Consider the following 22,744-nt stretch of genomic DNA (forward strand, 5'->3'; position numbering starts at 1 on the left):
ACTACAGAGAAAGAGAATTATGTAAGAGCGAATGTCCGTTTTGCCCTTACCAAAACTGAACAAAAAAGATTTTTTACGTTTTTCTTCCGTGACGACTGTGGTTAATTTTTTAACAAGATGCAAACTTTTTCCAGGAGGCCAAAAATGTTTAAAAACATGTTTTTGTCGTTATGTCTTATGGTGACCGTTGGTTCTTTCTTTTTGTATACCTGTGCAGATGCACAAACTACAGGAAGTATATCCGGTGTAGTAACGGATGAATCAGGAGATCCGGTGAGTGGCGCCGAAGTAACGTTGAAAAGTAAGAAACTGCAATTCAAGGATAGTGGTACGACGGGAACAAATGGTGAATATGAATTTTCGGGTTTAAATGCCGGCAAATATACCCTGAAAGTAATAAAGTCTGGCTATAAAAAAAAGAAAAAGCAGGTGAAACTCAAAGAAGGGCAGGATAAGGTGTTTGATATACAATTAAAAACTCAAGGTTCGGGTGGCGGCAGTGGCTCTGGCTCTGGCAGTGGCTCCGGAAGCGGCAGTGGAGGTGGCTCTGGAAGTGGGAGTGGTTCTGGAAGCGGTAGCGGTTCATAAACTGGGAAAAGATAACTCGTAAGCACTTATGTAATGTAAGGACAGTTGCCGGTGCGAAAGGATTTATTTTTTTTCATATTCTGGGATTTAAAAGCAATCATGTAGTGACAAGGTATACCTTGTCACTACATAAGTCCATTTTTGCAAAAAACAGAAGCATTATGATTAGAGAGAATAATACTGTAGAATGTCTCGTTTGTGAAAATAGAAAGCCCGTGGTGATTGTTGTATTTTTTTTATTCTTAATTGTTGAGATTGAGTCTCTGTTAAACGAAAGGGGTGTGAAATCAATGTTTTCGTTAAACAAGTTGTTTATGCCATTAGGGATTGTTGTTGGTTTGTTTAGTGGCGCCTATTTGCCGGATATGGGTATATCTGCTCTTCAGGCGGCTTCAATCGTTGGCGTAATTTCAGATGAAAATGGTGATCCCATAGAAGACGCACTTATCATGATCAAATCGAAAAAGAATACCAGTGGAAAGAAGTCGAAAAAAACGGTTTCAACAGATTCTGAAGGTGTCTATGAAATCGATAATGTAAAAAAGGGGAAATACAAACTTACGGTTAAATCCAAGGGTTATGAAACGGTAACCGAAGTTTTGACGACAACCAACAACAGTGAAGAGGTAGAAAGGGATTTCGTCTTAACATTTTCAACCTACACAAAAACCAGCGATACCAAAACGATGGATGCGGCGGTCGCTTCCTACAACGAAATTGGTGTGCTGAGAAAACAGGTTCCGATTGATGGCGATGCCATAGCTTCAGCCTATGAAGGGGAATTGCAGGATTTAACAAAAGAGGTGGATGCAGAAAACACGTTAACCCTGGATAGTGATATTTTGGCTGCCATTGAGGACATCAAAAATAATAATGAGCCCGATTTGGCCGTACAAGTTATTGATAAGACGCTGCAACGGCTGTTTTACTTAGCGATTCTTGAGCGTATTACCGATGTCCGTGATGATTTTCATGATGGAAAAAAGTCAGATCTTAAATTCTTATGGGATGAGGCATACGCAGCTTATCAGGCCATTGCAGGCACGGCTGACAGGGAAAATAAGGTGATTACCGAGGACCGCACATCTATCGAAACAGGAAGTAATCCCAATCTGGAAGACAGGATAACGATTGCCTTTGTCCGGGGACAAGATGCCCTGGATAGAAAAGACCATGACGAAGATGAAATTACCGTCGGTGTACAGCGGCAGGTAATCAGACTTTCCCTTGTCAGGGCATTCTATATAGCTGTTCTCAGGGAAGTAGAAGGTGTCTTAAATAACAAAGACAGCGACCAAGAGAAAGCCCTTGTGTACCAGAAAGAGGGTGAGGTTTATTACAGGATCATTGAGGAATTCGTCTCACGTGATAACCCCGAAGGTAACGAAATCATAAAATCCCAGCTTACCGGTGATTTGGCTGATGTGAACGCCGATACGCTTGTAAGTGAACTGAGCAAAGGTTTTATTGGCAGGGTAAGGGGAGAATTGGAATCGAACGAATCTGCTCTCAATGCAAACGACCGCGGTGATGCTATGGTGACTGCTGAAGAGGCGCTCCTCTATTCAGAGGTATTTTTGGAGGATTTGGAGTTGCGCCTTGGTGCCGATGACAGCGAGGAGATAGAAGATGTCCTGTATGAATTGAAGGATGCCAGTGACGAGGTTAATAAAGAAAATGCAGATACCGCCAGTCAAACAATTTCAACCATTCTTGATAGCTATGAAAATGTATTGCTTTAGAAGCTGAAAACAACCACGGAAGTTCTTATAAGATCTTTATCTCACGAATTACTGATAAAAAAGAGGGGCAACATGTCTAAAAACAAAATGAAGTATTTTCTTATCTCTCTCGGAATCATTGCGCCTGTTTTTTCCATAGCAATCCATCTCCGGTCAGGGAATGCAAGCAGTCAGCTTACGGTGGAAGAGAAAAACACGGAAATGAAATTAGCTCAAAAAAGGAAGAAATCCATTAGTTTTACGGATGATGTCTTACCGCTTTTCGTAAGGTCTAAAAAGAAAGGCAAATCGGAATCAATTCCTTGCATCAAATGCCACTTTTCCAGCCTTACCATAGAAAGCAACGGCATTCCTGAAAACGCCCTGACCGAATTAAGCCTGGGCTCATATAAGGATATCATGGCTGGCGCCGATGCGGGTACAGAGCCGATCATTGATACTGATAATCCCGAGAAGAGTCTTCTCCTGCAGAGGCTGGAAGGGGAAGGAGAGGATCTCGGCATGTATGATGGCCGCATGCCGTATGGAGGCCCTTTCTTTACAAAAAAAGAAATTGCCATCATCCGTAAATGGATCGAAGAGGGGGCAAAAGACGATACCCCGTCCCCCGATTTTAACCGGGACGTGCTCCCCTTACTTACGGAATCGGTAAATGGCAGTACTCCATGTAGTCTTTGTCACTATAACAACAACAGTGCAACATCCAGGGAACGTTCCCAATCTCAGGCATGTCTGGACCTGTCCAGCTGGGAAGGCATAATCTCCGGCGCTGATGGAATTCTGCACGAAGCCCTTATCGATTTGGAAAATCCGGCAAACAGTATGCTCTTAAAGCGTCTGCGTGGTCAGCAAACGGAAGAAGAAATTGAAAGTGATCATCGCATGCCCTTTGGCGGGCCGTATTTTACGGAGTATGAGATCCAGAAGATCGAACGCTGGATAGCAAATGGCGCAAAAGGTCCCAATGGAGAAGACCCCAGCGAGGCCGATATTAGTGGTGCGGGTGAATGTATGGGTGGAAGCGGAAGCGGCTCCGGCAGTGGTAGTGGCAGCGAGTAATAGGACTATTTGGTAATGAAATTCACAGAGAAAGAGGCGAAAGGAGACAAACTATGTCAGCGATGGTAATCAGCAGTCTTGATAGATTCATTAGTATGGCACGAAAACTGGAAGCTTATGGGGTGACAAACATCCATCTCTGCTATGCAAAAAGTACTGATGATTTAGACATATCAGTAATAGCGCTCGTGCCGTTTGTTGACTATGTGATACTGGGCCAGGATGCCCATTACTTGCCGTATCTTAACCAAATAGTAAAGGAGGCACAGCTACGGCATATCCCTGTTTTGCCGGAAGAACGTATTGTGGCAGTAAAAAATTAATAGTGAAAAAAACGCGGTGCGGCGCTGCCGCAACCAGAAGCCCTTCTTTCTTCCTCCCTCAAAGGGGGACACGGGATGCTTTCCAGAGAAAAGTTTTTACTGGATAAACATCTCCGTGGGCCATAATAGCTCACAAAGGAACATAACAATATCACCCTCCCCTGATGGAATCAGGGGAGGGAAATCTTCCGCAGGTCCTTGTGGTGGAATCTCCGGCTGTGGGTTATTTTCGTGCCAAACGCTATCGTTGTAAAGCAAACAAATAGTCGGAAACAATGACGGATTAGTGCTTTCCATTCCGGAACACAAACAGACGACGGTGGAAGAGAAATTTACCAACATTTATAAAATTTTTTCATAAATTAATGAGAACAAGACTCAATTGCAATCTATGTTCTTTTAGAAAGACGCCTCATTGTATGAGGCGACCATTTCAGTGTTTTGATAGAAAGAACTTTAGCAAGGAGAGAATAATCATGGCTCCGTTAAGTATTTTGCCGGGTAGAATAAGGTTTGAAAGCCAATATCTTATTGGAAAACCACATATTTGCAGGTATTTAAAGGAAAGCATCGTGAATTATTTAGGAGGATTGAAGGAGGTAACTGCAAATCACAAAACAGGGAGGATCCTGGTTAGGTTTGATGAGCGCCAGATTGACAGGCAGACCTTAACACAACATATCAATCAGATCGTGAAAGAAGGTATGGAGAAGGCGGCCAATAGCTGGCGGTTTTCGGCAGAGGAAAAGAATTCAAAACCACCCGTTTCAAGGCATGCCTTGCATGCCTTGACGGATGTGGTTGCCCATGCGATATTGCCGATGCCATTGAATGCCCTGATCCCAATGGCAATAAAAGCAGCGATGGGAAGGTAATGCTTGGTGTATCATGAGATTAATTTTAGATACAAAAGGAGGTCTTTATGGAAGAAAAGGTTGAGGGGAAAGGAGAAAGCAAAAACAATGAAAATGAAAGGGGGAAGCATATGAGTGGTTTTTTTATAAGCAAACGCAGTCTCTGGCTGGTGGCAGGTGGTGCATTGGGTGTCCTTGCTGCCATTGGAATTGGTAAGCTGTCAAAGAAGATGAGACCCGCTGCGGTTGGGGTTACAAAGGAAGGTCTTGCATTTAAGGAATGGTTAATTGCAAATTACGAAAAAGTGAAAGAGGATATAGAAGATATTGTGGCTGAGGCAAAACATGTACATCAGAAAGACCTTGAGACGACGACAGAAACAGAAAAAAAGGAGGAGGATATACTCAGGAAGGTGGAACAGATGGTAGAAGAGGCTTTACGGCAGAGGTCAAAAAAGGAGGAAACATAACCATGGGTATTATCAATAGGACAAGAACGTATCTCGGTTCACTAGTAACCATAGCTGGTGGTGTTGGTGCAGTCCTGGTTGGGGCGTATATATTTTCCAGAATTAAGGAAAGACAAGAGAAGGAAACCCGTCTTGAGAGAATAGAGCAAATACTCCAGAAACTGGCAGAGGAACAGAAAAAGAAGGAATGAATTATAGAATTATTCACAATCTTCCCCAAAGGATGAGGATCAGTCTCACCTTACCCAAAAGGCATACCCCGGAAAATTCCCAGATAGAGAGATTATTTTTGGCTATTGATGGGGTTCAGAAGGTATCCTTCAATTGCCGAACCAGGAATCTCCTGGTTAGTTATAACGGCGATCGCACTGTGAGAGTTGTCTTGTTAAAGATAATAAAGGAGACGTCCTTGATTTTTGTAAAAAAAGAAAATTTTAAACAAGATAAACTTGAACAGAAAAAGAAGGCTGCAGTGTTGTCGGGAGCTCTCTTGATTGCGCGACCAATTATACCATTCATACTAGCGCCATTATTTGCGCTGTATGGCGCCATGCCTGTTTTGAGAAGAGGTTTCAGGGCAACCCTGAACAGACGTCTGAATGTTGATACCCTTGACTCTGCAGCGATAGGTATTTCATTGCTGAGGGGTGATTACCTGACAGCAAGTTTAATAACATTCTTTCTGAAGGTTGGCGATTATCTCGAGGAGCGGATACGTCAAAAATCGAGGAAAAGCCTTTCAAAGATGTTCCAGAGTCAGGATGGGTGGGCATGGATAAAGAGAAATGGCTGGGAAATGAAGGTTAATATAAAAGATATAGCTGCAGGCGATCTTGTGGTTGTAAGGACGGGTAGCAGTATTCCTGTGGATGGTATTGTGGCAGAGGGTGTGGCACTGGTCAATCAGTCGTCAATGACGGGCGAGCCCGTGTCTGTTCCTAAAATGGCAGGATTAATGGTTTATGCAGGTACAGTACTGGAAGAAGGTCTTCTAACAATAAAATCAATAAGAGTGGGTGATGAAACAAGGGTCTCCAAAATAATCAAGGTGATTGAGGAATCGGAAGGTTTGAAGGCAGATGTGCAAAACTATGCAGAAATGCTTGCAAACAAGATTGTTCCCTATAGCTTTTTGTTGAGCGGGCTGATATACCTCTTTGCAAGCAACCCATTAAAGGCTGCCTCAGTGCTGCTGGTAGATTACTCATGCTCCATCAAATTATCAACCCCTTTGACAATTATGTCGGCAATGATCGCAGCATCAAAGCGAGGTGTCCTCATAAAAGGTGGCAGATTTATAGAAAAATTGGCGCAGGCAAATATCTTTGTTTTTGATAAGACAGGAACCCTTACAGAGGCAAAGCCAAAAGTTTTCGATCTCCTCCCCTTCAACGGTTTTAACCGGGAATACCTGTTAAAAAATGTGGCATGTGTGGAAGAGCATTTTCCACATCCGGTGGCAACTGCCGTGGTGAAAAGAGCAGAAGACGAAGGACTTGTCCATGAGGAGAACCATGCAGAGGTTGAATATGTCCTTGCCCATGGCATTGCATCAAGGATTGAAGGCAAAAGGATACTGGTGGGGAGTAAACACTTCATATGTGAAGATAATAAGATTAATGTAGAACGTGAAGAGCCTGTAATAAAAGATTTTATGGACAGGGGATATTCAATACTTTATGTGGCTGTGGAAGATAAGCTTGCAGGTGTTGTAGCTATTGAAGACCATGTAAGAGAAGATTCGCAAAAATTTCTCAAGATGCTTAAGAATTTGGGTGTGGAGCGAACCATCATGCTTACCGGTGACAATGATGCTACTGCACGTAATGTGGCAAAAAGACTTGGGATAGAGGAATACTACGCCCAGGTCCTTCCGGAAAGAAAGACAGGAATAATTAAAGATTTAAAAGGGCGGGGTTATGTGGTTGTAATGGTTGGAGATGGGATAAATGACTCCCCTGCTATTTCTTATGCGGATGTTGGTATATCTCTGAAACATGGTGCAGATATCGCGAGAGAGGCTTGTGATATTTTACTTTTAGATGTAGCGTTCGAGGGGATTATCGAGGCAAGGGAGATTGCACAGGATGCCATGTCCCGCATCAAAAAGAATTTCGGATATATAATTGGAATTAACAGCGCCTTGATAGGTCTCGGTATCTTGGGGGTAATAGCTCCGGTGACTTCAGCCTTTATACATAATGCAACAACAATTCTCGTAGCCGCAAATTCACTGAAGCCCTATCGTATCTCTCCTTGCAGGGGAAGAGAGGATAATGGTCTGAAATAGAGACAGAAAAATCCGTAGCATTCCAACTGACGACATTCTATCCCTTATAAAATCTGCGGAGTTTTTAAAAACTGTGACTATGAAAAGGTATTTCTTTTTACTACTTTTGCCGTGGAATTTTATTCTTTTTTCGAGTATATCTTCGGGGCAGTCCTTACTTGAAGAAGGGGAGCCTCCGGAAAACTACCAGTTTCAGGTCTTCCTGGAAGAAGAGGGGGCCATTGCAAAAGTTTTTGCTGGTTGCGATCAGGTCGAATCTGAGATTCTTGCCCTTACTCCTGAAGGACTCGAGTATTTCAAGGGAATATTGAAAAGACCGGATCTTGAAGCAACCTTTGAGGTCTTTATAGGTAAAAAGGGTCCGGTGATAGACCGGTATGCTATTATTACCGAAGAAATGGGCTGCTTTCACCCAATTACGTGGATTCTCAGTACAAATGCAGAGGGAAAGATTCTTGACATTGCTGTGATGATCTATAGAGAAAGCCGTGGGCAAGAGGTAAGCCGGAGGAGGTTTTTGAAGCAATTTGAAGGCAAATCCTTAAAAGACCCCCTTTCGACGAATAAGGACATTATTAAGATTACTGGCGCTACTACGTCTGTACAGGCAGTTTGTCGGGGCGTGAAAAAGATGCTTGCCTTTATTCAGGAATTTTACATCAAAAAAAATCACCTCTCCGGAACCCTGGCCCAGCGCCTGACTCCTGAGGAAGTTCACGCCACGAGGGCAACTCACCGGCAACTCTTTACCACTGCAAGAGTTATTGATGGAGTGAAAGCAGTAGTGGCTGCTGAAGCGGACAGTGAGAGGCAATTTTTCCCCCTGGCAGAAAAGGCATTTCGTGAGATAGAACGCATTGAAAGGCTTTTTAGGAAAGAATTGCAGGCGTTAAACAGGAAGGCTGGAAAAACTGCTTTTCCCTGCGACAAAGAGGTATTTGAGGTAATGAAACGATGTTACCAATATGGGGTGATTACGGAAGGCGCTTTTGACGTAACAGTATCTCCGTTACTGGAGCAACGGGGAATTTACCAGGGTAAACGAAAGGAGATAAAGGAAAGCAAGCTTGGAACCCTTCTTCAGGCGGTCTCCTATAAAAATATAAAGATCCATGATGATGATAAGGTAATTTCTTTCGCTCATAAACAAACAAAAGTCCACCTGGGGCCTGTGGTAAAAGGATATGCAATAGACAAGGCATTGGAACTTTTTCATAATTCGGGGCTCACGAATGTTTGCATTAACTACGGGGGTATGAGCCGTATGCTCAATGCTCCTTCTGGGAAAAATGCGTGGAAGGTAGGGGGTTCCTCACCCCATAAAGGAGAATTTTATCGTAGGTTCTCTTGATTTGATTAATCAAGGTGTGGCATTCGTTGGTGATTATTCAAGATATCCTACGGTACAGGACAAATTTTATATGCACCTCGTGGATCCAAAAACGGGAATGCTGAACGGGAATGAAAATCTAGCCGTTATAGCTACAGCACCTACTGCAGAAGAAGCGGGAGTATTGGCAACAGTCCTTTTTATGAATGGTACAAAAGATAGAAAAAACCTATCAACGATTTTTCCAAATACGGGGTGGTTGATTCTTTCTGATAAGCCACAGAATAGTATCGTATTTCAGGGATCACCAGGATTAATGAAAAAATTCAAGAAAGGAGAAGAAAAGATTTTTAAGTTTGGCAAGGGTTCTGGTTGTCCCTTTAGCCCATGACGGCAGGAAGCAGTTTCTCGCCTCAGACCTTTGTTCCTCAACGAACCACCACAGTGTCTGAAAATGTATCAAAAGATGCACTGAAAGACACGATGCTGCTGAAAGTTGCTGAAGACCTGATTGAACTGATCCGTACAAGCGAACCTTTGTTCAGCTGATTTTCCCGTTTTTACGGACTAACATCAGCGATTATAAGGAGGTTACACATGTTAACTGACACATTTTTTGTATGTCCAAATTGTGGTAACTCTAAAAAATTTGTAACTATTCAGTGAAAATATTTTAAAATATGTTTGACAGGATATCCGGGACAGAGAGTCGTTTGGATTAGTTTGTGGCATATATGGCCTGTAGAGGTGGTTAGTACAGCCTACATGAGGAGAGAGCACAGACATGGACAGGCTGGTGTTGGTAAGAGGAATTCGTGCTTTTGTCGTGTCTTATAGCGCCAATAAAAAGGATGAAAAAGCCTGTGATATAATAGCCGCAGTAAATAAATGGGTGGCTCATCATACAGGCGGATTCATTGACGATAGACAATATAGACATAGAGGTAACGCTCCAAAAAGTAGAGAAGCTTCTTTCTGAAGAGAAAGTGCTGTCGCCAGCCATGAGGTCCATGGTAGAGTTATTGGTAGTAGTAATAACGCTGCTGGTTGGTCGTTTAAACCGTAACAGTCGCAACAGCAGTAAGCCTCCCTCAAGTGATCCGAATCGCAAGAGAGAAAGCAAGGCGAAGGGCGAGAGGAAGGCGGGTGGACAAAAGGGTCGTGAGGGGGTGACGCTGAAAAGGGTTGAGAACCCTGATAAGGTGGAAGTGATAAAAGTAGACCAAAGGAAGTTGCCGCGTGGGGAATATACGGTGGTGGGTTACGAAGCGCGCCAGGTGTTTGATATGAAGATTTCACGGGAGGTAACAGAGTATCGTGCAGAGATAGTTGAGGACGCGGAGGGGAACCGATTTATCGCGCCCTTTCCTGAAGGAATAACAAAGGCGGCGCAGTATGGGGCGGATTTGAAGGCGCATGCAGTATATATGTCACAGTATCAACTGATACCCTACAAGAGGATTCAGGAGTATTTTGAAGAGCAGATGTCGATGCCGGTGAGTGAAGGTTCCTTGTACAATTTTAATCAGGAAGCCTACGAATATCTGGAAATCTTTGAGGAGAAAAGCAAAGCAGAACTCACCAAGTCAGAGGTGTTGCATGTGGATGAAACGAGTATTAACAAGAACGGGGATAGATATTGGTTGCATAGCGCATCCAATAGGCAGTGGACATGTTTTTATCCTCACGAAGGGAGAGGGACAGAGGCAATAGATAGCATAGGAATATTGCCCCAATTTCGTGGGATTCTTTGTCACGACCATTTGAAGGCGTATTACACCTATCCCTGTACGCACGCGCTCTGTAATGCGCACCACCTGAGAGAATTAGAGGGTGTGTGGGAAGAGGACAATAAGCAGCAGTGGGCGAAAGAGATGAAGGCCTTGCTTGAAGAGATAAATCGTGCAACATGCGATGCCGGAGGAATGTTGGGCGCCGATGAGTCTGAAAAATATCGGCACAGGTACCGGGTGATATTGCAAAACGCAGAAGCCGAAAGCCCTCCCCCTGATGAAACAAACCGTAAGGGGAAAAGGGGGCGAGTGAAAAGGACAAAAGCCAGAAATCTTCTGGAACGATTACGAAAGTATGAGGATGATGTCCTGAGGTTTATGGACAATAAAAACGTCCCTTTTACGAATAATTTGGCTGAAAACGACATCAGGATGACAAAGGTTCAGCAGAAAATATCGGGCTGCTTTCGTTCTTTGGAGGGAGCCAGGATTTTTTGCCGCATTCGCAGCTACCTCTCAACTTGTCGAAAACAAGGGGTAAATTTGAGACAGGCATTAAAGATGCTATTTCATGGCGAATTGCCTGATTTTGTTCGCTCATAGCAATTATGAGCGAATATACGCTGAATAGTTACAAAAATTTACAGTATTTACGAGTAGCTTCCAGGTGATTGAACAATCACAAGAAACAGGGGTGCGTATCCATGAAAGTAGCATATTACCCAATTTAAGGCAGTCAGATAACTACATTGAATGCCAGCCATGTTCTCAAAGATATGAGTACGATGATGCATTGAATATTGGTAAAAAACATATTCAAGTGACTAAAAGATTTTTCAGTAAATTCACACGGTGAAGGAATGTATTTCTCTCTAATAATGAGACATCCTCACGCTCAATAGAACAGGCAAAGAGTGCCAATTTTTAATAAAATATACCCAATATTTGAGGTTTTCTAAAAAACGAAATTGATACGATAAAAGGAGGAGAATTATGTCTATCGTTTGTCATTTCAGAAAGGTATTATTTTTAGCTTTATTTGTGATTTTGTCTTTACCAGTCGTTTCCTATGCGAAGGATATGAAAGATATTACTTCTACGGATTTGAAAGAGGTCATTCGGTCAAATACAGGTAAAATAGTTGTAGTAACGTTCTGGGCAACGTGGTGCAAGGTCTGCAAGGAGCATCTCCCGGAACTCGATACCCTCTACGGAAAATATAAAGAAAAGAACGTAGAAATAATAGGGGTATCGCTGGATGATAAAGCGAAAGAAGTGAAAGACTTTGTTGAAAGAAAAGGGATTACCTTTCCTATTTTTCGGGCTAAGGATAAAGAGGAGATGAACTATGTTTACAACATCAGGAAAATTCCTATTATCTACTATTATAAAAATGGGGAACTGGAACACGTAGAGGAAGGCTATACCGACCCTAAGCATATCGAAGAGGATCTGCGCAGTTGTATGGAAGGCTCCAGGCCTCCCCACAAAGAGACGACTTCGACATCCCGGTAGCCGTCGATTTCTCTATTTGTGAAACTGGCTGAGAATCGAAAGTCTAAAAAAATAATTTTCATTTGTGGCATTTTATGGTAAAAAATTCGGGTTGCTCATCTTTTTACGAAAGAAGCATATGTTTCAATTTATTTTCATGACAGTACTATGAAGACTGGTATTGCACATCTTCCGCTTCACGGAGGCAAGGCGCCGTCCTGGCTGTTTCAGCGGATGAAACGCCTTGTGCGTGAGATTATCATTGCCATTGTGAACGAGTATGGACCCCAGGAAATGCCCAAAAGACTTTCTGACCCATTCTGGTTCCAGGCGTTGGGCTGCGTGTTGGGATTTGACTGGCATTCAAGCGGTGTGACCACAACCACCTGTGGGGCGCTGAAAGAAGGTATCAAGGGGCTTGAGAAGGAACTGGGACTTTTCATTGCCGGAGGCAAGGGCGGGACTTCCCGGAAGACGCCCTCGGAGATTGTGGGTGTGGGTGAGCAATTGTCGTGTGATCCGGAAAAACTTGTCTATGCCAGCCGTATGAGCGCCAAGGTGGATAGTAGCGCTGTGCAGGATGGGTATCAGATCTATCACCATTCGTTCATCTTCACGAAGTCCGGGGATTGGGCCGTTGTCCAGCAGGGGATGAACGATGCCAATAAGTATGCCCGCCGGTACCACTGGCTGGGTAGTAAGGTTACAAATTTTGTCGTGGAGCCACATCAGGCCATTTGCTGCGATTCCAGGGGAAATACCTTGAATATGGTAGCGGGGGAAAGTGACGAAGCAAGAAAGATGACGGTCATACTTTCCCAGGTAAAACCGGATACCTTAGTAAGTGAAATCAAGAAGATGCAGAACTTGTATTTGCCTTCCCGTCATCACGTCGATGTCCATGATATTCACCCCGACAGGCTCTATAAGATATTCACAAAAACCTACGAAACTGTTCCTAAAGATTTTGAATCCCTGCTGGGAATAGAAGGAGTAGGACCAAAGACCATTCGTGCCCTGGCCCTGATCTCAGAGATTGTCTATGGTAAAGCCCCCAGTTTCAATGACCCAGTAAGATACAGCTTTGCGCATGGTGGCAAGGATGGACACCCGTTCCCTGTTGATAAGGAGGTTTATGATCGTTCCATTGAGATATTGAGAAAGGCCCTCAAACAATCGAAGGTGGGAAACAGTGAGAAGATGGACGCTATCAAACGATTGAATTACCTTGATGCGTAGGATTTTCAATTTTGATAATTAGGAGAGGAAGATTCTATCCGCAGGGATGTCTATTACAAGAAACAGTGTTATCTTATCAATAACGCAAGTATGAATTAAAAGGTTTTAAGATTAGTATATATTTCCAGTCTAACGATAAGTTAAGCAGCGTGGTCGGGGAAGTACCTTTGTTTGAAAAACCATCGCTTCTACCCAGCAAACATGAACCTGTTACGAGGACGACGCGGCCACGTCTGTCTTGAACGCCGTGTTATCCCTCGTTTTTATTGCGAAAGACGTGAATTACTATTTACAATTTTATCGTATTGCCGCCGCAAATAAATTATAGCTAWGATTTTGGGCTAGCGACTAAATTAAACTTATTTAGCAACCAATTGAGTAAAACTCTTTGGTCATTAATTGTTGCACGACGTGCTTGGGAGAGCAAATGAATTTGGTCGGGTTTTGGTAGTGCTGTATTTTGTAAACCTTCATTACAGTTAGTACAAATAGCGCGAAGATTTTGCGGTGTATCGTCGCCACCTTTTGATTTATCTAAAATATGGCCAATTGTTAAACGAACAGTGCGAGGGCCTCCTAGAGGATCTGGGTCACCTGCTGCAACGCCGCACATTTGGCAAGTAAAACCATTGCGTTCTAAAACCTGAGCACGCGTTTCTTTTGAGATGCCACATTTAAAAGCAGGGATACGAGCAATTGTTTCAAGAAGATATTGGCCTGGCTTTAAATCAGAACGGTCTTTGTGAGATAGAATTTGATATCCTTCTTCATCCCGTAGCTCGCGAACCCGACGTGCCCATTCAACAGCGCCGCCACTCGCACGCTGTATTTGCTTTGAATCTAAAACTTTACCAATATTTGCTAAAAAGTAATTTAGAATTAATTCTTTAGATCCGGAGGGCTTTTTGGCAGCCATAGCTTATGCGTTCCTTTGAAAAAGTGGAATATTTTGGATTTAATTCAATAAGAATAGCACTCCGATCTAATTCTTGAGCAACTACTCCTGTGGTTCCAGATCCACCAAATGGGTCTAATATAGAATCGCCGACTTGGCTACCAAGAAGAACGCAACGGCGTACTAATTCACGTGGAAAGGTTGCTGGATGGTCATTACCACTGCTGTCAGGGCCAAGAAGCCAGTAGTTTCTCAAATTAGCACCAGACGCTTCTCTTACGGCGGCTGCATTGTAATAATAAGTTGGCGATTTTGACATTAGAAAAATATCTTCGGTTGCATTTGTTGGTCTGTTTTTTACGCTTTCCGGCATGGCTGTTTTTTTAACCCAAGTTATTCTTGACCTAAATATCCAACCGTCTTCTTGTAATGCAAAGGCGACACGCCAAGGGATACCCATTAAATCTCTATCTTTCAAGCCCCAACAATCTGGAACTTTGCAATTTCGTTTTTGAATAAGCTTTTTTGTATTACCAACTACTGCGTTTGGGCCGCAACTACCAGTTCCACCATTTCGTGCATAACCATCGCCAATGTTTAACCAAAGAGTACCATCTTTACGTAAAACACGCCAAACTTCGCTAAAAACCTCAACAAGGCTTTTTACGTATTGAACTGGTGACGGCTCCGCACCAATTTGGGAGGAATGGTTATAATCGCGAAGACCCCAATATGGTGGAGAAGTGACGCAACACTGAACTGATTCTGCAGGGAGATTAGGAAGGATTTTGCGGCAATCCCCTGTAAATATTTGTAAATCATTTATCTTAAAATCTGGTATCATTTCTCTCTCATTTTTTTTTCATGGTATGGTTTGGCAGCGGTGGTTTGGGTTTTAATGCATCAAATATACCGAATTCCGGAGCTTACTCGTAAGCCATTTGCCATTGTCTTTATTGCGGTATAACATGATTATACAGTCTGTATAAAACGGCATACACCGAATCTCTCACTATATATATATAAGAAGTTGCCGTGTCTTCTTGTCACGCATTGTAACTACTTTCACATCAGCTTTTTCTGCATTTTTCGCCAATCGTCCATTCCGGATTATACAGACTGTATAATCCGACCTACAACCCATCGACCGGGCTTCGGACACCGTGACCTCTTTTGCTCAAGATAGGGGTGTAGATCATCGTCATGCTGATGTCTTTGGCGAAGACAATCAGAGATTATCATTTACCGTTTTGCAATGTCAAGCTTCTTTTACATGGAGAAATGCCAGAAAATTGTTTTTCTTTGAAAAGGATAATAATACAAAAATAAAAATGCAAGTATTTTATGGTTTTTCCGGGAAAGAACGAGGGCGAATCTTTCCAGGCTATCCGAGAATAGATAACAATTGAGTTTTTTGAAAAAGCAACGGACGAAGCATTTGCTTGTTTGGGTATGAATGCATTTATGCAAAATTATAGCAAATGCCTCGCTCCTACACAGAGCGGCAAACATCGCTATTATTGGAATTTTTCAAAAAAAATAAATTGTCACAAAGGTACATTCACAAGTTATAAATTTCACCATACTTGTTCTTTAAGTATGCAGTGAAAGAATAGGTCTGTAAGAATTCGCCGGTGATTTTATTCGCAAGCTCGTTCAGGGTGAACTTGCGGCCATGGGTATGCAGATTCGCGCGCAGCCAATCGAGTAATATATGAAACTCACCTTTCTTAAGGTGGTCATCGAGACTGGAAATGTCCTTTCTTATTTGGTCAAATAATTGTGCCGCGAAAAAATTGCCGAGGGAATACGTTGGAAAGTAACCAAAGCTGCCGTGCGACCAGTGGACGTCCTGAAGCACACCGTGCGCATCGTCCGGTGGTGTTATGCCGAGATATTCCTGCATCTTACTGTTCCACACTTCGGGCAGGTCGTTCACCGCTATGCGCCCTTCGAGCAGTGCATTTTCCAATTCGAAACGGAGCATGATGTGCAGGTTGTAGGTGACCTCGTCCGCCTCCACGCGAATAAGCGAGGGTTGTACGCGGTTTACTGCGCGGTACATCTTTTCGGCATCTGCATTTTTGAACTGCTCAGGAAAAACGGCTTTCACACGCGGCATGAAAAATTTCCAAAAAGGGCGGCTGCGCCCAACGAGATTTTCCCACATCCGTGATTGCGACTCATGGGCACCAAGGGATGCGCCGTCCGCAAGTGGGGTACGTTCGAGTTCGTGGCGTATGCCCTGATTGTACAGCGCATGGCCTGTCTCATGCATCGTTGCAAAAAAAGCGGCAGGAAAATAATCATGCATAAAGCGTGTCGTGATGCGTACATCATCTATAGAAAAAGAGGTGGTGAATGGATGCGGTGAGCGGTCCTGACGGCCGCGTTCAAATGCGTAGCCAATGAATCGGGCCGCTTCGATGCCGATATCCCACTGTTTTTGCTCATCAAAAGCCTGGTGCAAAAAGGAATTGTCAACCATATGCTGTTTTGGCGCAATGGCATGAACGAGCGGCACGATTTCTTGTTTGACGTTTGCAAAGATAGCTTCTACCTGGGCTGTTTTCATACCAGGTTCATAATCGTCGAGGAGTGGGTCGTAGATGCGATCGGTATAGCCCAGGCATTCGGCGTAGCGCCTTTTCAAGTCGAGATTCCGTTGAAGATAGGGTACAAAGTCGGAGAACCTGGATTCGGCTTTGGCCTTTCGCCAGACATCAAAGGCCTGGGCGGTGGTATGTGTGATTTCAGACACAAGCGTGGATGGTACCCGGCGTGCCTTATCGTAGTCGCGTTTTGCCACCCGAATGAGGCTTGCATCGTCTGAATCGTAAGGTAAACCTCCGGCATATGCGCGCAGGTCATCCAGGAGATGTCCGATTACATCATCGGTAAACTTTTCGTGTGCAATGTGGCTTAAGGTTGCGAGTTGCCGGGCACGTGCCGATGCACCACCGGGCGGCATATAAGTTTGCTGATCCCATCCAAGTACGGCTGCTGCGTTATTGAGATCACTTATTTCAGCCAGTCGATTTTTTAAATCATTCAGTTTCTCTTCCATGGGGTCTCCCGAATATGGTAAAGGTAATCTCGTTGCTCGTGGTCTATTCAACCTGCAAAATGTCCGGCAGAAAAACTTCCCTGCATTGCGGGACAGACAAAATTCCCCTCACTATTCAAACAGGCAATGGAAATTCATTCAAAGGGAAACTCATTTCTGAAAGATTAAGTTTTGCTGCCACCGCGGAGAAAGCGGCGGACATTGGGCTAATGCCTGTGCTGCCGTAACATCAGTTCTGCGGTTACGCATGATTACGTACGCTGCGGCAACGGTCCACTGCGGGAAAGGCCGATCTCTAAGAATTAAGGTATTTCCGGCCTCCACAGATCCCTCCTGCAAGACACGAAAATACCAGCCGGTCTTCCCTGTCTGTTTAATACGCGTAGCCAGATCCCTGACACCCCATCTCTGTTCTATCTTCCAGCAGGGTTGCCGGGGTTGTGAAACCTGCACAATGGCCCCGCCGGCCTGAAACACATCACCGATGCAAACCTCGTCTTCAAGTAAATCGCAGGTCGTAAAATTTTCTCCGAAGGCGCCGTACGGCATATCCTGTATCTGAAATTCCTGCTTCCACTGAGGGTAATGCTCGGATGGATACACATTAACCGCCTTGTGTGAGCCGCCGTGGACTGATAAGTCTGCCTGTGCGTCTCCGGCAAGGTTGAGTTTGTTCAGCCATACAGAACCGCAAACCGCCGTCTTGAAGATGCCTGTCGTCCAGGATTTTTTATCCGATCCGGTTGTCCCGGTTCCGCTGAGCGTTTTGGGCAAGCCAACCTGAATTGAGAGGATTCTTGCTTCTTTCATAAACAGATGCAGATGACAGGTCACTAAGTACAGGTCTGACTCCGAAGACATGCTTGATTGTCAGCATAAAACATATTTCTCGCAATTTTACCGAAAAACTACCCTATTAATACCACCAAACAGCGAGAAAATCAAAATGAAAGATGAATAAACGATCCGAAATTTTGGCCTGACCCGATATTTTGTCTGGTTATTGTGTATCATGAGACAAAATACTTGTTTTTTGAGATAAAAGCAGTATGCTTTAATCAGTAAAAGTTTTGATTGCAGGCACATCATTTACATATTTAAAGGAGTTGCGAAATGAAAAGATTTTCGATGTTGTTTACCTTTGTTCTGGCCTTGACGACCGCAGTTTCAACTCAGGGTATTTATGCCAGTCCCAAGAAGTTAAACAAAACACCGCCAGAGCACGTATACATGAAAGAAAAACAAGATGCGCCCCTTCCTCAGGAAGTATCCGCTCTCTCAGGTAAGGTTGTGGAAACCATGAATAGCGGCGGTTATACCTATCTCTGTATCGAGAAGGACGGTAAAAAGACCTGGGCGGCCGTACTGGAAACAAAAGTGGCTGTCGGACAGGAGATCGCCCTCCAGCCTGGTTATGAAATGGTCAATTTTACGAGCAAGACCCTTAACCGGACATTTGATAAGATCATTTTCTCGACTGGTCCCGCCTCGGCGGATAGTGCAGTTGAGACAAAAAGTTTCCATGGTAAATCTGTCAGCAAAGGCGCGGAGGCCCCTTCCGGTGAGAAAATACAGGTTGATAAGGCTCCCGGTTCAGATGCTTATACGGTAGCCGAGCTCTATGCAAAAAAGACAGAACTTGATAACAAAAATGTTGCTGTCAAAGGTAAGGTCGTTAAGGTTTCATCTGGCATCATGGGAAAGAACTGGTTACACATTCAGGATGGAAGCGGAAATCAGAATGATGGTACTAATGACCTTGTTGTAACATCAAAAGACCTGGCTGATGTTGGAGATATTGTTACCGTAAACGGGATTTTATATAAAGACAAGGACTTTGGGAGCGGTTATAAGTATGATGTAATTGTAGAGCAGGCAAGTATTAAGAAATAATAAAAAAGCAAAGTTTTGGAAATTCAAAATTGCCATAAAGACACTGAGGCGCCGGGACTTTTCCTGGTGACCCGGTGTCTTTGTGGCGTAAAAAGTTGCCCAGCGCTTCATGGAATTGCGCGTAATTACTTCAAGTCCACACCCCCGGTATGAATTGGTCACAATTTTTGCATTTATTCTCTTTCAGATGGTTTTCCAGGATAGAGAAACCAGCCCGTTTAATAAGGATATTCCGGCAATGTGGACAGTAGGTGTTTTCTCCTTCGTGCCCCGGCACATTGCCCACGTAAGGGAAGTGAAGACCCGTGTCAATGGCAATTTTTCTCGCCATCTCCAGGGTCTTTACCGGCGTTGGCGGTAGATTCTTGATCTTGTAAGTTGGATGAAAGCGGGTAAAATGGACAGGTACGTCAGCCCCAAGATTTTCCTTAACCCAGACACACATGTCCTTCAATTCCTTTTCACTATCATTGAGTGTTGGTATCACAAGCATAACAATCTCAAACCATATCCCAATCTTCTTCAACGTCACCAGAGTATTTAAAACAGGTTTCAGCTCGCCGGTGCAGGTCTCCTGGTAGAATTTTTCAGTAAAACCTTTCAGGTCGATCTTCACTGCACTCAGGTGTCGGCACAACTCTGTTAAGGGTTTTTCCTGAATGTAACCGTTTGATATCATTACGCTTTTCAAGCCGCGCTCATTACCTAATCGAGCCGTGTCATACATGTATTCATAAAAGACCACGGGTTCTGAATAGGTGAAGGCTATCGTTTTGCTGCCGTTCATGCTGGCATCCTTTGCCGCATCCTCAGGTGTTAGTTTGATGCTTTCTATCTGTTCAGGCCGATATTGAGAGATCTGCCAGTTCTGGCAGAATTTGCACTCAACGTTGCATCCCGCTGTTGCCAGAGAATAAGCCTTTGTGCCTGGCAAATAGTGGAACAGGGGTTTCTTTTCGATAGGGTCTACATTCAGGGCGCAGACACGGGAATGCACCAGGGTGTAATACGTGCCGCCACGATTTTCCCGTACACCACAGTAGCCACGTTCCATATCAGCAATGGTGCATTTCCGGGGACAGAGTTCGCATTCTACCCTGAGATCTTCCAGTTTCTTGTAATGCATGGCCTCTTTTACGGGGAACCCCTGGTTCATGCCTTTCAGCGCTTCAGGGGTATAGACATCCTCCGCCCATGCTTCCAATGTGTCTCCAAGACAAAGACTGCACGTCCCCAATACCCCTGCCTTTAATAACGATCTTCTGGTAATCATAAAACACCTTAGAGAAAGAGAAGGATTTCTGCCTTCGTAGGATAACTATGGGTTAAAAAACACTATTTCGTAAATTATAGTATCATTGTGCCGGTGAGTCAAGAAATGCAGGATACAATTTCTGGTTATGTGAGGTGGGGGTTTTGAAAAAATTTCCTGAGTTTTGTTGAAAACCCCATTTGATTCGTGTATATATATCACATTAAAGATCCACTCCCCTTTCAGCAAGGATGTTCTTATTCCAAAATATTTGTTGGGAAAGCACGTATGGAACCAATTAGGCGATTAAAGATCAATTTCGATACGGAAGTCATCTCTGCAATTCAAATCTACTTAATGAATATCCTGAATACCAACGACGTCGTGTACGATGTGGATGGAGAAATGATTAATGAAATCAATGCCTCTGCGTACTGCAAGACACTGCGGTTTGTCAGTGAACGAAAAGATTTATGCCTTTCCTATAGCAGGGAACTGGCGAAAAGCGCTATCCATTTCAAGAAATCCTTTGAGGAGGAGTGCCCCGGTGGTTTAACGTTGCTTTCAATGCCAATATGCCTTGACGAAAATACGGTGATAGGCGCGCATTGTGTGACGATCTCCAATCCATTTCGTTCAAAATTCAGTGTATACGATATTGCCGCACAGTTTCATGTTGATGCCCGTATCTTATGGGATGCCGTGAAAAAAACACCGCCCATACCAAAACCAATTCTGAAGATCGCCCGGGAGCAGGTTGTTTTAACAACCGAACTGATGTCAAAAATGCTTGATCGCATTCATACTTTGAAACAGAGCGAAGCGTCAATGTCAAAAAAATACCACGATATTGAGGCGCTTTTTAGGGGACAGAGGAGCGAATAAGTGGGTAATTTTGTTTTATTTATAGCTTGCAATTTCTATGAGAAATGCTAAACTTTCTGGCAGTTTGCTCAAATGTTCTTCTATGACATAAATTTTTGTTTATGACATAACAATAAAATCTCCAGCGTTTGTGCCGATTACAAGACCTACCTGTAAATAGGAGGATGTACGGAATGAGAAGTATTGCATTGCTTAACCAGAAGGGGGGCGTGGGAAAAACCACTACAACCGCAAACTTGGGTGCATGTCTTGCAATGCTGGGCAAAAAGGTATTGGTCATAGATATGGATCCGCAGGCCAACCTGAGTGTTCATCTCGGAGTTGACATTCATAATTTGAAGTATTCAGTGTACAATCTCATGAAAGGAGAGTGTACACCAGAAGACGTGCTTTTAAACACTGGCGTTCAGGGTCTGGATATTATTCCTGCCAATATAGAACTAGCCGGAGCAGAGATTGAGCTGGTGGGCGTTGTGGGGAGGGAGACGGTACTAAAGGAATATTTAGGGCAGGTGCTTGACAAGTATGATTATGTTCTCGTCGATTGCCCGCCATCCCTTGGTTTGTTAACCCTTAATGTCCTGACATTGGTGCAAGAGTTGTTTATTCCCTTACAGACCGAATTTTTTGCGTTGCAAGGGGTAAGTAAATTGTTAGAGACGTATGAAGTTGTTCGGAAGAGATTAAATCACGATTTGGAAATTACGGGAATTATTTTCTGCATGTATACCAGCCGTACCCGTCTTTGCAATGAGGTTATCGGAAAGATTAAGGAATATCCCCCACTTGGGGATAAGGCCTTTAATACGATCATTCGAAAGAATATAAAACTCTCAGAATCGCCCAGTCATGGCAAGCCGATTGTCTCTTATGCGCCGGATTCGCACGGTTCTGAGGATTATATGGCGCTTGCAAAGGAAGTGGTGCAGCGAGAAAATAGTAGGAAATAGTAATTCCTGTTACACGTAGACCGCTTTTGTAAATCTATTTGGGAGAGAATAATGGGAAAGGATAGTGTGCTTGGACATGATCCATTGGGTTGGATGAAGATCACAAAAGAGAATAAAAAATCTTTTCCAACGGTGGCTGTGAATGCAACAATTCAAAATACCGGCAACAGTGACCGCCAAACGGGTTCTCCGGAAATGTTTCCCCAACAGGCATCCGTTCCGATAAATAAACAGAATGATAGGAATCTTGACGTTTCAAAGGTATCGCCCCCTCCCGGCAAAGACGATAGTGTGAAAACTGACAGTATAGCGGATGACACCACAACACCGAAACCCAGGGTTGTAATTGGACGTTTGTACGAGAAACCATCTACGGAAAAGGTAACGTCAGTGCGGCGTAACGAAGGTATATTTCAGGAGTCCAAACCTCACATCAATCCGTCATTTCCTGCATCCAGAACTCCGCAACCGATGAAGAGAAACGATTCTGAAATAAATCGTGTATCCCGTCCTGTTTCTGCAGACCGCTTTTCTACCTATATCATTATTACCTACACAGCGCTTTTGCTTATTCTGGGGTATTTTGTGTACAACGACCTCTCAAAACGGACGAGCAGGATTGAGGCGCGACTTTTTGCCCTCGAAAGGGCTTTGCAACTGAAGCAGTAGCCGTGGCGTGA

At 43.7% G+C, this 22,744-nt stretch carries 23 protein-coding genes; 18 read left to right on the forward strand and 5 right to left on the reverse strand.

What is annotated here, in order from left to right:
• Positions 1-144: 144 nt before the first annotated feature.
• The 14 genes from BROSI_RS20560 to BROSI_RS13495 all read left to right on the forward strand — a co-directional run bounded on the left by BROSI_RS20560 (position 145) and on the right by BROSI_RS13495 (position 13,122).
• Positions 145-588 (forward strand): carboxypeptidase-like regulatory domain-containing protein, encoded by a 444-nt coding sequence (locus BROSI_RS20560; protein ID WP_052564316.1) that lies wholly within the window; start codon positions 145-147, stop codon positions 586-588.
• 161 nt (positions 589-749) lie between these two features.
• Positions 750-2,330 carry a carboxypeptidase-like regulatory domain-containing protein gene (locus BROSI_RS13440; RefSeq protein WP_052564317.1) on the forward strand — a complete coding sequence of 527 codons (1,581 nt, stop codon included), beginning with the start codon at positions 750-752 and terminating at the stop codon, positions 2,328-2,330.
• 72 nt (positions 2,331-2,402) lie between these two features.
• Positions 2,403-3,389 (forward strand): hypothetical protein, encoded by a 987-nt coding sequence (locus tag BROSI_RS13445; protein ID WP_052564318.1) that lies wholly within the window; start codon positions 2,403-2,405, stop codon positions 3,387-3,389.
• Between the two features lie 53 nt (positions 3,390-3,442).
• Positions 3,443-3,712 carry a hypothetical protein gene (locus tag BROSI_RS13450; RefSeq protein WP_052564319.1) on the forward strand — a complete coding sequence of 90 codons (270 nt, stop codon included), beginning with the start codon at positions 3,443-3,445 and terminating at the stop codon, positions 3,710-3,712.
• 476 nt (positions 3,713-4,188) lie between these two features.
• Positions 4,189-4,587, forward strand: coding sequence for an HMA2 domain-containing protein (locus BROSI_RS13455; RefSeq protein WP_052564320.1), 399 nt, complete (start codon positions 4,189-4,191; stop codon positions 4,585-4,587).
• A gap of 47 nt (positions 4,588-4,634) precedes the next feature.
• Positions 4,635-5,036, forward strand: a complete 402-nt coding sequence (locus BROSI_RS13460; RefSeq protein WP_052564321.1) for a hypothetical protein — start codon at positions 4,635-4,637, stop codon at positions 5,034-5,036.
• A 2-nt stretch (positions 5,037-5,038) separates the two neighbouring features.
• Positions 5,039-5,227: a hypothetical protein gene (locus BROSI_RS13465; RefSeq protein WP_052564322.1), complete on the forward strand. Its 189-nt coding sequence runs from the start codon at positions 5,039-5,041 to the stop codon at positions 5,225-5,227.
• Positions 5,224-7,326, forward strand: a complete 2,103-nt coding sequence (locus tag BROSI_RS13470; RefSeq protein ID WP_052564323.1) for a heavy metal translocating P-type ATPase — start codon at positions 5,224-5,226, stop codon at positions 7,324-7,326. The genes BROSI_RS13465 and BROSI_RS13470 overlap by 4 nt, the downstream gene beginning before the upstream one ends.
• Before the next feature lie 79 nt (positions 7,327-7,405).
• A complete protein-coding gene (locus tag BROSI_RS21025; RefSeq protein WP_052564324.1) occupies positions 7,406-8,677 on the forward strand; it encodes an FAD:protein FMN transferase in 1,272 nt (423 codons plus the stop codon).
• A gap of 1 nt (position 8,678) precedes the next feature.
• Positions 8,679-9,047: an FAD:protein FMN transferase gene (locus BROSI_RS21030; protein ID WP_052564325.1), complete on the forward strand. Its 369-nt coding sequence runs from the start codon at positions 8,679-8,681 to the stop codon at positions 9,045-9,047.
• Positions 9,044-9,205 (forward strand): hypothetical protein, encoded by a 162-nt coding sequence (locus BROSI_RS19965; protein WP_157842537.1) that lies wholly within the window; start codon positions 9,044-9,046, stop codon positions 9,203-9,205. Before BROSI_RS21030 ends, BROSI_RS19965 begins: the two co-directional genes overlap by 4 nt.
• Positions 9,206-9,573: 368 nt before the next feature.
• Complete coding sequence (gene tnpC, locus BROSI_RS13485; protein ID WP_052561421.1) at positions 9,574-10,992, forward strand: IS66 family transposase; 1,419 nt, start codon at positions 9,574-9,576, stop codon at positions 10,990-10,992.
• 390 nt (positions 10,993-11,382) lie between these two features.
• Complete coding sequence (locus tag BROSI_RS13490; RefSeq protein WP_052564326.1) at positions 11,383-11,904, forward strand: TlpA family protein disulfide reductase; 522 nt, start codon at positions 11,383-11,385, stop codon at positions 11,902-11,904.
• 147 nt (positions 11,905-12,051) lie between these two features.
• Positions 12,052-13,122, forward strand: coding sequence for a DUF763 domain-containing protein (locus BROSI_RS13495; protein ID WP_052564327.1), 1,071 nt, complete (start codon positions 12,052-12,054; stop codon positions 13,120-13,122).
• 328 nt (positions 13,123-13,450) lie between these two features.
• Here the strand turns inward: BROSI_RS13495 and BROSI_RS13500 are convergent, their stop codons facing one another.
• The 4 genes from BROSI_RS13500 to BROSI_RS13520 all read right to left on the reverse strand — a co-directional run bounded on the left by BROSI_RS13500 (position 13,451) and on the right by BROSI_RS13520 (position 17,894).
• Positions 13,451-14,038 (reverse strand): HNH endonuclease, encoded by a 588-nt coding sequence (locus tag BROSI_RS13500; protein WP_052564328.1) that lies wholly within the window; start codon positions 14,036-14,038, stop codon positions 13,451-13,453.
• Positions 14,010-14,861: a DNA-methyltransferase gene (locus BROSI_RS13505; protein WP_052564329.1), complete on the reverse strand. Its 852-nt coding sequence runs from the start codon at positions 14,859-14,861 to the stop codon at positions 14,010-14,012. The genes BROSI_RS13500 and BROSI_RS13505 overlap by 29 nt, the downstream gene beginning before the upstream one ends.
• Before the next feature lie 717 nt (positions 14,862-15,578).
• Complete coding sequence (locus BROSI_RS13515) at positions 15,579-17,084, reverse strand: carboxypeptidase M32 (protein WP_052564331.1); 1,506 nt, start codon at positions 17,082-17,084, stop codon at positions 15,579-15,581.
• A gap of 150 nt (positions 17,085-17,234) precedes the next feature.
• Positions 17,235-17,894 (reverse strand): MOSC domain-containing protein, encoded by a 660-nt coding sequence (locus tag BROSI_RS13520; RefSeq protein ID WP_052565846.1) that lies wholly within the window; start codon positions 17,892-17,894, stop codon positions 17,235-17,237.
• Positions 17,895-18,197: 303 nt separating this feature from the next.
• Between BROSI_RS13520 and BROSI_RS13525 the strand changes: the two genes are divergently transcribed.
• The gene (locus tag BROSI_RS13525) at positions 18,198-18,977 is read left to right on the forward strand and encodes a hypothetical protein (protein WP_052564332.1); all 780 of its coding nucleotides are present in this window, start codon (positions 18,198-18,200) and stop codon (positions 18,975-18,977) included.
• A 130-nt stretch (positions 18,978-19,107) separates the two neighbouring features.
• Here the strand turns inward: BROSI_RS13525 and amrS are convergent, their stop codons facing one another.
• On the reverse strand, positions 19,108-20,250 hold the full coding sequence (gene amrS / locus BROSI_RS13530) for an AmmeMemoRadiSam system radical SAM enzyme (RefSeq protein WP_200891750.1): 1,143 nt from the start codon (positions 20,248-20,250) through the stop codon (positions 19,108-19,110).
• Positions 20,251-20,517: 267 nt separating this feature from the next.
• Here amrS and BROSI_RS13535 point away from each other — a divergent pair, with 267 nt between their 5' ends.
• The 3 genes from BROSI_RS13535 to BROSI_RS13545 all read left to right on the forward strand — a co-directional run bounded on the left by BROSI_RS13535 (position 20,518) and on the right by BROSI_RS13545 (position 22,733).
• Entirely contained in the window at positions 20,518-21,114 is a 597-nt protein-coding gene (locus BROSI_RS13535; RefSeq protein WP_157842538.1) for a PocR ligand-binding domain-containing protein, read from the forward strand.
• 173 nt (positions 21,115-21,287) lie between these two features.
• On the forward strand, positions 21,288-22,064 hold the full coding sequence (locus BROSI_RS13540) for a ParA family protein (protein ID WP_052564334.1): 777 nt from the start codon (positions 21,288-21,290) through the stop codon (positions 22,062-22,064).
• A gap of 51 nt (positions 22,065-22,115) precedes the next feature.
• Complete coding sequence (locus BROSI_RS13545) at positions 22,116-22,733, forward strand: hypothetical protein (RefSeq protein ID WP_052564335.1); 618 nt, start codon at positions 22,116-22,118, stop codon at positions 22,731-22,733.
• The last annotated feature ends 11 nt before the right edge of the window (positions 22,734-22,744 follow it).

The sequence above is a fragment of the Candidatus Brocadia sinica JPN1 genome, from assembly GCF_000949635.1.
Lineage (GTDB): Bacteria > Planctomycetota > Brocadiia > Brocadiales > Brocadiaceae > Brocadia > Brocadia sinica.

Coding starts and splice junctions, on each gene's coding strand:
- BROSI_RS20560 (WP_052564316.1), top strand. CDS start 145: ATGTTTAAAAACATGTTTTTGTCGTTATGTCTTATGGTGACCGTTGGT.
- BROSI_RS13440 (WP_052564317.1), top strand. CDS start 750: ATGATTAGAGAGAATAATACTGTAGAATGTCTCGTTTGTGAAAATAGA.
- BROSI_RS13445 (WP_052564318.1), top strand. CDS start 2,403: ATGTCTAAAAACAAAATGAAGTATTTTCTTATCTCTCTCGGAATCATT.
- BROSI_RS13450 (WP_052564319.1), top strand. CDS start 3,443: ATGTCAGCGATGGTAATCAGCAGTCTTGATAGATTCATTAGTATGGCA.
- BROSI_RS13455 (WP_052564320.1), top strand. CDS start 4,189: ATGGCTCCGTTAAGTATTTTGCCGGGTAGAATAAGGTTTGAAAGCCAA.
- BROSI_RS13460 (WP_052564321.1), top strand. CDS start 4,635: ATGGAAGAAAAGGTTGAGGGGAAAGGAGAAAGCAAAAACAATGAAAAT.
- BROSI_RS13465 (WP_052564322.1), top strand. CDS start 5,039: ATGGGTATTATCAATAGGACAAGAACGTATCTCGGTTCACTAGTAACC.
- BROSI_RS13470 (WP_052564323.1), top strand. CDS start 5,224: ATGAATTATAGAATTATTCACAATCTTCCCCAAAGGATGAGGATCAGT.
- BROSI_RS21025 (WP_052564324.1), top strand. CDS start 7,406: ATGAAAAGGTATTTCTTTTTACTACTTTTGCCGTGGAATTTTATTCTT.
- BROSI_RS19965 (WP_157842537.1), top strand. CDS start 9,044: ATGACGGCAGGAAGCAGTTTCTCGCCTCAGACCTTTGTTCCTCAACGA.
- BROSI_RS13490 (WP_052564326.1), top strand. CDS start 11,383: ATGTCTATCGTTTGTCATTTCAGAAAGGTATTATTTTTAGCTTTATTT.
- BROSI_RS13495 (WP_052564327.1), top strand. CDS start 12,052: ATGAAGACTGGTATTGCACATCTTCCGCTTCACGGAGGCAAGGCGCCG.
- BROSI_RS13505 (WP_052564329.1), bottom strand. CDS start 14,861: ATGATACCAGATTTTAAGATAAATGATTTACAAATATTTACAGGGGAT.
- BROSI_RS13515 (WP_052564331.1), bottom strand. CDS start 17,084: ATGGAAGAGAAACTGAATGATTTAAAAAATCGACTGGCTGAAATAAGT.
- BROSI_RS13520 (WP_052565846.1), bottom strand. CDS start 17,894: ATGAAAGAAGCAAGAATCCTCTCAATTCAGGTTGGCTTGCCCAAAACG.
- BROSI_RS13525 (WP_052564332.1), top strand. CDS start 18,198: ATGAAAAGATTTTCGATGTTGTTTACCTTTGTTCTGGCCTTGACGACC.
- amrS (WP_200891750.1), bottom strand. CDS start 20,250: ATGATTACCAGAAGATCGTTATTAAAGGCAGGGGTATTGGGGACGTGC.
- BROSI_RS13535 (WP_157842538.1), top strand. CDS start 20,518: ATGGAACCAATTAGGCGATTAAAGATCAATTTCGATACGGAAGTCATC.
- BROSI_RS13540 (WP_052564334.1), top strand. CDS start 21,288: ATGAGAAGTATTGCATTGCTTAACCAGAAGGGGGGCGTGGGAAAAACC.
- BROSI_RS13545 (WP_052564335.1), top strand. CDS start 22,116: ATGGGAAAGGATAGTGTGCTTGGACATGATCCATTGGGTTGGATGAAG.